We start from the raw sequence: 11,310 nt of genomic DNA on the forward strand, positions 1-11,310 counted from the left end.
GCCCTCGAGGTCGCCGCCATGCGCACGGATGCCACGGAGGAGACCGAACTGCTCCGCGCGAGCACCGCACGCGAACTGGCCGAGACCCGTGCCGCCGAGGAGCGATCGCTCTCGACGCTGCGCACCGAGACGGAGACCGCGATGCGCGATCTCACGGCGCGGATCGCGCAGGAGGAGGCCGAGTTCCAGACCGTCGCCGCGACCCGGGCCGAGCAGCTCGAACGAGAGATCGCCGACCGCCAGGCCGAGGCCGCAGCGGCCGCGCAGCAGCAGCTCGACACCGCACGCGACCTGCTCGAACAGCTTCAGCAGCAGATCGCCGACACCCGAGCCGAGTACGAGGACCTCACCGGCCGCGCCACCGCCGATGCGCACGAGATCCGTCTCACCGCAGAGCAGCACGCCGCTGAGATCGTGCAGGAGGCCGAGCAGCGCGCGCGGACGACCTTCGCCGACGCCGAGGACCGGACGGCGAAGGTGCTCGCGGCGGCCGAGGATCGCATGGCTCAGTTGAAGGTGGAACGCGGTGCCGTGGCCCGCTACTTCGAGAGCCTCGGCGACGTTCTGACCAATGCGCAGAAGATGGAGACGGTCGCCCGGAACGCCACCGATGCGTCGATTTCCGCGGCGCCGGAGGGAGCTTCCGCCGAGCCCGCGCCTGCTGAGGCGCCCGTGCTGGAGCCTCAGCCCGAGAGCTGATCCTCCGAGACCGCGGTCGGCAATGACGTCTCCGCCGTGCCGACCGCGTAGACGATCTCGTCGAGCACGCGACGGACGTGCTTCTCCCCCACCCACAGGTGCTTCGCCTCGTCGACCGCGATGACCCGGGCTCTCGGCACCGCGGCGAAGCGCTCCCGCACCTCCGGGGGCTGCAGGAAATCGTCGTGCTCCGGGACGAGCGCGATCAGTTCGGGCGAGGCGTCGCGCCAGGCCGCGAGTTCGGCGTCGTTCGTGCGCCGCAGCGGCGGGGAGAGCAGGATCGCCCCGCGGATCGGGTGCGCCAGGCCGTGCTTGAGCGCCACCTCGGTGCCGAATGACCAGCCGAGCAGCCACGGATTCGGTAAACCCCGCTCCCGTACGAAACGCATCGCCGCGGCGAGGTCGTAGCGCTCGGCCTCCCCGTCGCCGAAGACGCCGTCGCTGGTGCCGCGCGGCGAAGACGTGCCGCGCGTGTTGAAGCGGAGAACGGCCAGGTCGGCCAGTTCGGGGAGCCTCCACGAGGCCTTCCGCAGCACGTGCGAGTCCATGTAGCCGCCGGCCGTCGGCAGCGGGTGCAGCGTCACCAGCGTGGCGCGCGGCTCCCGATCCGCGGGAAGCGCCAGCTCGCCCACGAGCGCGAGCCCGTCCTCGGTGTGCAGTTCGATGTTCTCGCGCCGTGCCCGCAGCACGGTCCCGCTCCTGATCTCTTTCATCAGTCTCACACTACGGCAGAATGGAAGGCATGACTCTCACCGCAGCCGCAGACGGATCGGCGCTCGGCAACCCCGGCCCGGCCGGCTGGGCATGGTACATCGACGACGACCGCTGGCGGGCGGGTGGTTGGCCCCGCGCCACGAACAATCAGGGCGAGCTGATGGCCGTCATCGACCTGCTGCACGCCACTGCGGATCGCGACGAGCCGCTGCATGTGCTCTGCGACAGCCAGTACGTGATCAATTCGGTGACGCAGTGGATGCCGGGATGGAAGCGGCGGGGCTGGCGCAAGGCCGACGGCAAACCCGTGCTCAACCGCGAGCTGCTCGAGCAGCTGGATGCGGCGCTGCAGGGCCGGGATGTCACCTTCGAATGGGTGAAGGGGCACGCCGGGCATCCGCTCAATGAGGCCGCGGATCTCCGTGCGCGTTCCGCCGCGGAGGCGTTCCAGCGCCGGCTCGAGCCGACTCGCGGCCCCGGGCTCGGAGCAGAGATGACGACCCCTCGAACCGCCGCCTCCTCCGGGCAGGCCCCCCTCCACGTGCCCGCGGGTTCGCCGACTCTCTTCTGACCGGTCGGCGCCTCGAGCGCGGATCCGCGCGCGCGGCCGCATGACCGCGCCGGCACGAGCGTGTCGGCGGCGCCGGGCTCAGCTCAGACGCCAGCAGTGGGTGTGCCAGTGCCGGCGATCCCGTACGGCCGCCTCGTCGCCGAACAGGTGCTCCGCGCTCCAGACGACGAGGTGCGCCTCTCCCGGAGGCACGTCGCGCTCGCACCCCGGGCAGCGATAGACCTTTTCGGCGCGGCCGGCCGGGATGTCCCGCACGAACCATTCGACGCCTCGGCGCGATTCCTTCCGCGCACCGCCGTGCGCGAGCCTGGTCACATCGCGCGGTTCGGCGTCCTGCCACGGCCGGTGCGCGCGCCGTCTCGACTTTCCCCTCACCACCAGTGGTTCGCGACCCAGAAGTCGTAGGCGCCCTTCCAACCGCAATACATTCGGCCGGGGACGCACGTGTTCGCGTACGACGTCGCCCACTTCAGGTTGTCGACCGGGTCGAGGCCGTTCCCGGGAACCTTGCTGCACGGCAGAGCCTGTACCAGCCCGCAGGCACCGGAACTCGCGTTCATCGCGTTGGGGTTCCAACCGCTCTCGCGAGTGACGATGTAGTCGACATATCCCCAGTCGCTCTCGGCGATGCCGGCCGCGGCCATCCACTCGGCCGGCGATCCGCCGCCGGTGTACTTCGGCGGCGACGGGGGCGACGCCGGCGTCTCCGGATCAGAGACCACCTGCGGCTCGGGCTTCGGCTTCTCGATCTTGACCGAAGGCGAGATCGCCAGGTTGATCGCGTCGTTCTCCACGTCCTCCGGCACGAACTGCTGGTGGATCCGCTCGTAGAACTCCACCTCGGCGGCGGCTCGGGTCGGTCCGGTGAAGGGCGCGGCGACCGCGATCGCGAGGAATCCGATTGCGGCGGTCCCGGCGAGCACGCCGCGCGCACGCGCCCACAGGATCGCGGGGCGGGGTTTCGCGGCAGGTGCAGAAGTCACAATGTAACGATTCTATCTCAGCTCGGGGCCGGCGTCGAATGTCCGTCGACTCAACGAGTCGAGAGCATCAGCACGATCACCGCATCGAGCAGCGCGTCCACCTGATCCTCGTTGTATCCGCGCCATTCCGAATGGAACACCACGCCGCGGATGTCCGCCGTCGTGAGCGAGCCCTCGCCGTGCAGCATCGTCGTCACCTGATCGAGGAAGGCGTCGACCTGGGCCCGGCGGTAGCCGCTCGCGAAGAGGCTCCGGCGTCGGAACCTCGCACCCTTCGGACGCTCCAGCCGACCGCGCAGCTCGGAGAGCAGTTGGCGGGTCTCGGCCCACCAGCTCTCTTCCCCGAACTCGGCGATGCGCGCACGCCGCTCTCGCTCGAAGAAGACCTCCTCGAGTCGATCCATCGCCGCATCGACGTGACGGGCCGAATAGCCCTTGCGCCGCACGGTGAAGGCCGTGCGACGGATATCGGCGGAGGTGACCGCGTCGTCGCCGGCGGACGACTGCTCGTAGCTCGCCCGCGCGCGGGAGAGGAACTCATCGACCTGCTCCCGACGGTATCCGGGTTCATTGCGCTCGGCCAGTGGGAATGCGGTGCTCACCCGACTATTCTGCCCTGCCGCGCTGACAAGCGCATATCGCCCGCGATCGACCGAGCGCGATCAGCCCAGCACGCCGAGCGTCAGCGCGACACCGTAGACTCCGACCGCCGAGGGCAGAAGCGAGTCGAGCCGATCGAGGAAGCCGCCGTGACCGGGCACCCAGGAGCTCATGTCCTTCACGCCGAGGTTGCGCTTGATCAGCGATTCCGTCAGGTCTCCCCCGGTCGCCGTCAGCAGCACGACCGCCCCGAGCACGACGCCGACCCACCACGGCTGCTGGAGGCCCGTGAGCGAGATCACGACACCGGCGAGCACCGCGGCCACCGCGGCGCCCGCGAAGCCCTCCCAGGTCTTGTTCGGGCTGATCCTCGGCGTCATCTTGTGCCGCCCCAGCGTGACTCCGGCCGCGTAGGCGCCGACGTCGACCGAGACCACGACGAGCACGAGCGCGAACACCCACCATTCGCCGCGCGGCGCGTCCAGGAGCAGGATCGCGAACGAAGCGAGGAACGCCACGTACACCAGGGTGAACAGCCCCGAGAACACGTCGCGGATCAGCGTCTTCGGCGGCACTTCCCACGCGGGGAGGAGTCCCTCGATGAGGCGCCAGAGCGTCAGCAGGAGAGATCCGGCGAAGAGTCCGAGCAGCATCCCCTCGGCGCCCAGGAAGAACGCCCCGCTCGTGATGATCAGACCGCCCACGACGACGCCGGCACGCGGCACCCGGCGCCCCGCGACGCGGAACGCAGCCGCCAGTTCGACGAGCGCCACCGCGACGAGAAGCACCACCAGCACCGCGAAGACCTGCTTCACGATGAACAGGCTGGCGAGGAATGCTGCGGCGAAGATCAGGCCGGAGCCGATCGCGAGGAAGAGGTTCCGGCCGGCCCGCTGCTCGATCCTGGCGTTGGTCGCTTCGAAGTGGGCACGAGCCTCGTCGAAATGCGCGCGAGCCTCATCGAACTGGGCGCGCAGCTCGCTGCGCGCATCCTCGTCCCGATCCGGCTCCGACATGCAGATCAGACCTCCATCAGCTCGGCTTCTTTGCCCTTCAACGACTCGTCGATCTGCTCGATGAACTGCTTCGTCAGCGCTTCGAGCTCCTTCTCGGCGCGGGCGACGTCATCCTCCCCGACCTCGCTCTTGAGCGCGTCGAGCTGGTCCTTCGCGTGCCGACGCACATTGCGGACGGCGACGCGGCCGTCCTCGGCACGACCCTTGACGATCTTCACGAACTCCTTGCGGCGCTCCTGAGTGAGTTCGGGCAGCGTGACCCGAATCACGTTGCCGTCGTTCGACGGGTTCGCGCCGAGATTCGGCATGTCCCGGATCGCCTGCTCGATATCCTTCATGGCGCCCTTGTCGTACGGCGTGATCAGCAGGCTGCGCGCGTCCTGATTCGACACCGAGGCCAGCTGCGGGAGCGGAGTCGGAGTGCCGTAGTAGTCGACCTGCAGGTTCTGCAGAAGCGAGGGGTTCGCCCGCCCGGTGCGCACCGTGGCGAAACCCTCCTTCGCGGCGTCGACCGCCTTGGTCATGCGATCCTTCGCCTCGGCGAAAACCTCGTCGATCACGGTGTGCTCCTTCGGTAGTGACGTTGCTCCAAGCTTAGAGGTTCGGCGGAACGCGGAACCTCGCCGCCGATCAGCTGTGGACGAGCGTGCCGAGGCGCTCGCCCCGGATCGCCTCGGTGACGTTGCCTGCGGGCTCCATGCCGAAGACCCGCATCGGCATGCCGTTGTCCATGCAGAGGCTGAACGCGGTCGAGTCCACGACTTTGAGCCCCCGGACCAGCGCGTCCGAGTAGCTGATCTCGTCGATCAGGGTGGCGTCGGGATCCTTCTTCGGATCCGCGGTGTACACCCCGTCGACACCGTTCTTCGCGACGAGCACCTCGTCGGCCCGGATCTCGAGCGCGCGCTGCGCGGCGACGGTGTCGGTGCTGAAGTAGGGCAGCCCGGCGCCCGCGCCGAAGATGACGACGCGCCCCTTCTCGAGGTGTCGGATCGCGCGCAGCGGGATGTAGGTCTCGGCGACCTGCGTCATGGTGATCGCCGACTGGACACGGGTCTCGATGCCGGCCTGCTCCAGGAAGTCCTGCAGCGCCAGCGCGTTCATCACGGTGCCCAGCATCCCCATGTAGTCGGCCCGCGCGCGGTCCATGCCCCGCTGCGACAGCTCGGCACCGCGGAAGAAGTTCCCGCCGCCGACCACTACCGCGACTTCGGCATCCGCCATGGCCGCGGCGACCTCGCGCGCGATCTGGCTCACCACATCGGGGTTCACTCCCAGCGTTCCACCGCCGAACGCCTCGCCCGAGAGCTTGAGCAGAACGCGACGTTTGCGGGGTTCGGTCATGGCTGGTGCTCCTTCGAGGTTGCGATTGTACTCAGCTTAGTGGGCCGGGCAGAGGAAGGGCCCGGGTCGAGAACGACCCGGGCCCACCTGTTCGGGAAGTCGTGCTTACGCACCGACCTTGCCGCGTGCGAAACCGGTCACGACGATCCCGGCGGCCTCGGCCACCTTGGCGACCGAACGCTTCTCGGAGTCGAGGGCGTGCTCCTGCTCGCTCAGCACGATCTGCTTGAAGAACGCGTTCAGACGGCCCTCGATGATCTTCGGGAGGGCGGCCTCGGGCTTGCCCTCGTTCTTCGAGATCTCGGTGACGATGTCGCGCTCCTTGTCGACATCCGCCTGCGGCACCTCTTCGCGGCTCACGTAGAGCGGCTCCGCGAACGAGATGTGCTGGGCGATGCTGGTCGCGACCTTCTCGTCAGCGCCCTCGTAGCCCACGATCACGCCGATCTGCGGGGGCAGATCCTTCGAGGTGCGGTGCAGGTAGACTGCGGTGCTCGGCGCCTCGACGACCACGACGCGGCGCAGCTGGATCTTCTCGCCGATGATCGCCGACTCGTCGGTGATGGCCGACTCGACGGTGCCGTTCTCGAGCGGGGCCGCGAGGGCCTCCTCGAGAGTCTTCGCACCGGCATCCGCGACGGCCGCGAGGACCTTGTCGCCGAGCGCGAGGAACTTCTCGTTCTTCGCCACGAAGTCGGTCTCGCAGACCAGCTCGATCAGGGTCGCCGCGCCGTCGCGCTGCGCGACGGCGACGAGACCTTCGCTCGCCTCGCGGCCCTCGCGCTTGGCGACGCCCTTGAGGCCCTTGAGACGCAGGATCTCGATGGCCTTCTCGATGTCGCCATCCGCCTCGACCAGGGCGTTCTTGCTGTCGACCATGCCGGCGCCGAGGCGCTCGCGCAGTTCCTTCACAGCGGCCATGCTTACTGCAGCCATAGTGACTCCTTCGATTGTCTTGACGTCCTGCGGCGACGCGACCGGCGCTCCGCCGCAGGACCTACATGCTTACGGTGTCCCGAAATGCTCGGGTGCTTCGCTGCTTACTCGGCAGCCGGAGCCTCGGCGGCGGGAGCCTCCTCGGCAGCGGCCTCCGCGACGGGAGCCTCGGCGGCAGGCGCCTCTTCAGCGGCCGGAGCCTCTTCAGCAGCCGGGGCCTCGGCAGCGGCGTCGCCCTTCTCGGCGTTCAGCAGCTCGACCTCCCACTCGGCGAGCGGCTCGGCCGCAGCCTCGTCACCGGAGCTCTTCTGGTGGCGCTCCATGAGGCCCTCGGCAGCGGCGTCGGCGATCACGCGGGTGAGCAGCGCGACCGAACGGATCGCATCGTCGTTGCCCGGGATCGGGTAGGTGACCTCGTCGGGATCGCAGTTCGTGTCGAGGATCGCGATCACGGGGATGCCGAGCTTCTTGGCCTCGTCGATGGCCAGGTGCTCCTTCTTGGTGTCGACCACCCAGAGCGCCGACGGCGTCTTCGTCATATGACGGATACCGCCGAGCGACTTCTGCAGCTTCTCGAGCTCGCGCTTCTTGAGCAGCAGCTCCTTCTTGGTGAAGCCGCTGGTGCCACCCTCGAAGTCGAGCTGCTCGAGCTCCTTCATCCGCTCGAGACGGCTGGTGACGGTCTGGAAGTTGGTCAGCAGACCACCGAGCCAGCGCTGGTTCACGTAGGGCTGGTTGACGCGATCGGCCTGCTCGGCGATGGCCTCCTGCGCCTGCTTCTTGGTGCCGACGAAGAGGATGTTGCCGCCGCGTGCGACGGTGTTCTTCACGAAGTCGTAGGCCTCATCGATGTAGTGCAGCGACTGCTGAAGGTCGATGATGTAGATGCCCGAGCGCTCGGTGAAGATGAAGCGCTTCATCTTCGGGTTCCAGCGGCGGGTCTGGTGCCCGAAGTGCACGCCGCTGTCGAGCAGCTGGCGAATGGTGACGACGGCCATGGCCGTTCTCCTGTTCTGCGCGCCGATGGGCGCGCGATTGCGGTTGTCTTCCGTGAGCGGATGCTCCGAAACCTGGTGCCCCGGGTCACCACCACCGATTCGACGTTGCGCTGAATCAGCGGTGTGTCGGATCGGACCGTCGGCGGTTCGCCTCGTGCGGGCACGCGAAGTCACCTCTTTCGAGGTGCGGAACCAGTGTAGCACCAGGAGAACGGCTCCGCTGCTCGATTCGGTCCTCGATTCAGTCCTCGATTCGGCGCCGGCTTCGGCGCTCACAACCGGGGAGTTCCGGGCCTTCCAGCCGGCTCTCCACAGATCCGCGGATCGACGGCCTCCCCGCTCCTCCGTGGTGAGAGCCTCTGAGGCATGGAGATCCTCAATCGCGGAGCGGCGCTCGCGGTCGCCGCATGCACGGCTGCCCTCATCGCCGTGCTCATCGCCCCGGCGGGCCCGGCACCGCCTATGGCAGCCGCCGCCTCCCCCGAGTCGCGTCCTCACCCGCACGCCGCACCGCACCGGTTCGCCGAGATCGCCGCTGCGCGTTCAGAGCCTTGGTTCCCGCCGCTCGGCGAACCGTTGCGGGTATCCGCCGCCTTCTCGCTGCCGAACGGGCCCTACCGCGCGGGGCACCGCGGAATCGATCTGCCCGCGTCGACAGGGGACATCGCCCGCGCCCCCGCGTCGGGCACGGTGTCGTTCTCCGGCACGGTGGTGGATCGCCCCGTGCTCTCGATCCGCCTCGACGAGCGGACCGTGGTGTCGTTGGAACCGGTGGAGAGCCCTCTGCGCGCGGGTGATCCCGTCGCACGCGGCGACCGGATCGGCGCGGTCGCCGCGCGCGCTCCGGGCGAGGCCCGAGCTCCGACCGGCGGCCACTGCACCGAGCACTGCCTGCATCTGGGCGTGCGCGTCGACGGCGAGTACGTCAACCCGCTGCGCTTCCTGCGCACGCGCCCGATCCTGCTGCCGTGGTGATCAGGCCCGGGGGTGGGCCTGTCGATAGGTCTGGGCAAGTCGCTCGGTCGAGACGTGCGTGTACACCTGCGTGCTGCCGAGGCTCGCGTGACCCAGCATCTCCTGCACGACGCGCAGGTCGGCCCCGCCGTTCAACAGGTGCGTGGCAGCGGTGTGCCGCAGCGTATGCGGGCCGCGCGGGCCGCCTCCCGGCTCCTGCGCGAGTTCGCGGGCGACGAGGCGGTAGACGGCTGCAGGTGTGAGCCGTCCGCCGTCCGTGCCGAGGAAGAGCGCGTCCTCGGCGCCGACCGAATTCCGGGCGTCGGTGCGCTCGCGCAGCACCGGCCTGGCGCGCTCCAGATAGTCCGAGACGGCCTGCGCGGCCGGGAGGCCGAGCGGCACGATCCGCTCCTTGTTCCCCTTGCCGACGACGCGCACGGTCCGCTCGCGCAGATCAAGCCCGCTCCGCTGCAGATCGCACAGCTCCGAGACGCGCAGCGCGGCGGCGTAGAGCAGCTCCAGCACAGCCAGATCGCGGATGTCCTTCGGCTCTCCGCCGCCGGCGCGGGTGCCGGCCCTGGCGAGGATCTCGCCGATCTGATCTTCGCTGAGCACCCGGGGCAGCGTGCCGGCTTTCTTGGGCGCGCGCAGCCGGGACGCCGGATTGCCCGGCACCAGCCGTCGGTGCTCGAGCCAGGTGCCGAAGGACTTGAGCGCCGCCACGTTCCGGGCGAGGGTGCTCGGCGCCAGTCCGCGCTGCTGGCGCTCCCACAGCCAGGCACGCAGCAGCTCGAGGTCGAGCGTCTCCAGATCGATCGCGCCGGGCTCCGCATCGGGATCGTCCGCCACCGCGAACTCCGCGAGATCTCGCAGATCTCGGCGGTACGCCTTGATCGTGTGCGGCGAGTACCCGTACTCGAATTCCACAGCGGCGAGGAACCCGTCGATCGCCTCGTTCAGCCGCATACTCTCATTCTCGAGGCACCGGCCGCTCTCCGGTGGCCTCCGCCTCCGGCGAGTCGCCGTCCCTCTCGTCGCGCTGAAGCGATGAGGATCCCGGTCTCGATGCCGCGCCGACCTCATCACCGGCCTTCCCGCCGCCCTCAACGGCTCAACGACCAGCGCAGCTCGCCCCCTCCTGCGGTCTCCGCGTTGCGCACGCGGCCGAGCAGCTCGAGCTCGGCCAGCGCTCCCCGCGTCTCCGTGGGACTCAGGCCCGCACGCCTGGCGATGTCGTCCGACGTACGTCCTCCGCGAAGCGGGATCGCGTCGAGCACCCGTTCGTGCACCGGCGGGACGCGCTGCTCGCCGGCCCCGGCGGCTCCGCCGACCCCGTCGAGCCGCTCCTTCCCGAACAGCTCCAACTGGTCGCCGATGTCGAGCAGTTCGCAGGCCTCGCGGGCGTTCGCGACCAGCATGGCGCCGTACTCGCGGATCAGCAGATGGCAACCGGTCGACGCCGCAGAGGTGACCGGCCCCGGCACCGCGCCCAGCGCCCGACCGAGCGTTGCTGCGTGACCGGCGGTATTGATCGAGCCCGAGCGGATTCCCGCCTCCGTCACGAGCGTCGCCGGGGTGAGCGCGGCGATCAGCCGGTTCCGCGCTCGGAAGCGCCATTTGGTCGGCGCTGATCCGGGGATCATCTCGGCGCAGACCAGACCTTCGCGTCCGATGCGTTCGAGCAGGGAATCGTGCGCCTGCGGGTACGCACGATCGGCTCCGCCGGCGAGCACGGCAACGGTCGGCGCCTCGGCGGCGAGCGCCGTGCGGTGGGCGACCGCGTCGATCCCGTAGGCCGCACCCGACACGATCACGATCCCGGCGGCGCAGACCCCGTCGACGATCTCCGCCGTGACGTGGGAGCCGTAGCCCGTAGCCGCCCGTGCTCCGACGACGGAGAGACCCGGCGCTCTCAGGAGTGCGGGGTCGCCTCGGGTCCAGAGCACGGTCGGGGCATGCGCCCCGAGATCCGCGAAGCCCTCGGGCCAGCAGGAGTCGCCCGGCATGATCACTCGGAGCCCGGCGGCGATCGCCCGCTCGATATCGCCGAGCGTCGCCCGGCGGTCGAGTCGTGGCCGCCAGCGATCGAGCGCCTCGTCGAGATTACGCCGGGCGAGGTCGGCACCCGCAGCTTCGGCGCGCTCGGCGATGGCGCGAGAGGAGACGCCTTCGATGAGGAGGCGCAGTGCCGGCGCCGGGCCGAGCGCGGCGAGGAGCGCGCCGGCGGTCCCGTCGCCGGGCTCCACGAGTCGGGACCAGGCGATACGTGCGAGCAAGGTGTCCTCGCAGCTCCGCTCCGACTCGTCTTCCGTATTCGGCTGGTCCGGGCTTCTCAGGCGCGCGAGCTTCGCCCGGAGCCGGGGGTCGACCGCCAGTTGCGGCTCGACGCCGTGCCCGGTCATAGGGTTGCCCCTCCGCGCAGTGCGAGCGCCTGCGCGAGCTCTCCACGCCCCGGCCGCTCATTGCCCGCCAGGTCGGCGAGGGTCCAGCCGAGA

Annotated in this window: 13 protein-coding genes and 1 pseudogene; 3 read left to right on the forward strand and 11 right to left on the reverse strand. The window is 69.7% G+C overall.

The annotated features are described in order from the left end of the window. Positions 1 to 699: pseudogene (locus ACFPZL_RS06095) on the forward strand (hypothetical protein); the annotation flags it as partial. Here the strand turns inward: ACFPZL_RS06095 and ACFPZL_RS06100 are convergent. After that, entirely contained in the window at positions 684 to 1,412 is a 729-nt protein-coding gene (locus ACFPZL_RS06100; protein ID WP_218114134.1) for an alpha/beta hydrolase, read from the reverse strand. The pseudogene ACFPZL_RS06095 and the gene ACFPZL_RS06100 sit on opposite strands and share 16 nt — an antisense overlap. Positions 1,413 to 1,441: 29 nt before the next feature. Between ACFPZL_RS06100 and ACFPZL_RS06105 the strand changes: the two genes are divergently transcribed. Next, positions 1,442 to 1,984 (forward strand): ribonuclease H family protein, encoded by a 543-nt coding sequence (locus tag ACFPZL_RS06105; protein WP_218114133.1) that lies wholly within the window; start codon positions 1,442 to 1,444, stop codon positions 1,982 to 1,984. Between the two features lie 78 nt (positions 1,985 to 2,062). On the opposite strand, the gene ACFPZL_RS06110 is transcribed toward ACFPZL_RS06105, so the two are convergent. From ACFPZL_RS06110 to rpsB, 8 genes are all read right to left on the reverse strand, one after another. Then, the gene (locus ACFPZL_RS06110; protein ID WP_236021802.1) at positions 2,063 to 2,299 is read right to left on the reverse strand and encodes an ATP/GTP-binding protein; all 237 of its coding nucleotides are present in this window, start codon (positions 2,297 to 2,299) and stop codon (positions 2,063 to 2,065) included. 56 nt (positions 2,300 to 2,355) lie between these two features. Further along, positions 2,356 to 2,967, reverse strand: coding sequence for an aggregation-promoting factor C-terminal-like domain-containing protein (locus tag ACFPZL_RS06115; RefSeq protein WP_236021800.1), 612 nt, complete (start codon positions 2,965 to 2,967; stop codon positions 2,356 to 2,358). A 50-nt stretch (positions 2,968 to 3,017) separates the two neighbouring features. Further along, the gene (locus ACFPZL_RS06120) at positions 3,018 to 3,569 is read right to left on the reverse strand and encodes a DivIVA domain-containing protein (protein WP_218114131.1); all 552 of its coding nucleotides are present in this window, start codon (positions 3,567 to 3,569) and stop codon (positions 3,018 to 3,020) included. A gap of 60 nt (positions 3,570 to 3,629) precedes the next feature. Further along, the gene (locus ACFPZL_RS06125) at positions 3,630 to 4,583 is read right to left on the reverse strand and encodes a phosphatidate cytidylyltransferase (protein ID WP_218114130.1); all 954 of its coding nucleotides are present in this window, start codon (positions 4,581 to 4,583) and stop codon (positions 3,630 to 3,632) included. Between the two features lie 5 nt (positions 4,584 to 4,588). Continuing rightward, positions 4,589 to 5,143: a ribosome recycling factor gene (gene frr, locus ACFPZL_RS06130; protein ID WP_218114129.1), complete on the reverse strand. Its 555-nt coding sequence runs from the start codon at positions 5,141 to 5,143 to the stop codon at positions 4,589 to 4,591. Between the two features lie 70 nt (positions 5,144 to 5,213). Next, the gene (pyrH, locus tag ACFPZL_RS06135; protein ID WP_218114128.1) at positions 5,214 to 5,927 is read right to left on the reverse strand and encodes a UMP kinase; all 714 of its coding nucleotides are present in this window, start codon (positions 5,925 to 5,927) and stop codon (positions 5,214 to 5,216) included. A 105-nt stretch (positions 5,928 to 6,032) separates the two neighbouring features. Beyond that, positions 6,033 to 6,863 carry a translation elongation factor Ts gene (tsf, locus tag ACFPZL_RS06140; RefSeq protein WP_218114127.1) on the reverse strand — a complete coding sequence of 277 codons (831 nt, stop codon included), beginning with the start codon at positions 6,861 to 6,863 and terminating at the stop codon, positions 6,033 to 6,035. A 104-nt stretch (positions 6,864 to 6,967) separates the two neighbouring features. Continuing rightward, a complete protein-coding gene (gene rpsB, locus ACFPZL_RS06145) occupies positions 6,968 to 7,861 on the reverse strand; it encodes a 30S ribosomal protein S2 (RefSeq protein ID WP_218114126.1) in 894 nt (297 codons plus the stop codon). 366 nt (positions 7,862 to 8,227) lie between these two features. Here rpsB and ACFPZL_RS06150 point away from each other — a divergent pair, with 366 nt between their 5' ends. Continuing rightward, the gene (locus tag ACFPZL_RS06150) at positions 8,228 to 8,836 is read left to right on the forward strand and encodes a M23 family metallopeptidase (protein ID WP_218114125.1); all 609 of its coding nucleotides are present in this window, start codon (positions 8,228 to 8,230) and stop codon (positions 8,834 to 8,836) included. Here ACFPZL_RS06150 and ACFPZL_RS06155 read toward each other — a convergent pair whose 3' ends face one another. Then, positions 8,837 to 9,781: a tyrosine-type recombinase/integrase gene (locus tag ACFPZL_RS06155; protein ID WP_218114124.1), complete on the reverse strand. Its 945-nt coding sequence runs from the start codon at positions 9,779 to 9,781 to the stop codon at positions 8,837 to 8,839. Positions 9,782 to 9,918: 137 nt separating this feature from the next. Continuing rightward, positions 9,919 to 11,217, reverse strand: a complete 1,299-nt coding sequence (locus tag ACFPZL_RS06160) for a DNA-processing protein DprA (protein WP_218114123.1) — start codon at positions 11,215 to 11,217, stop codon at positions 9,919 to 9,921. Positions 11,218 to 11,310: the final 93 nt, after the last annotated feature.

It is taken from the genome of Leucobacter soli (genome assembly GCF_042659205.1).
Lineage (GTDB): Bacteria > Actinomycetota > Actinomycetes > Actinomycetales > Microbacteriaceae > Leucobacter > Leucobacter soli.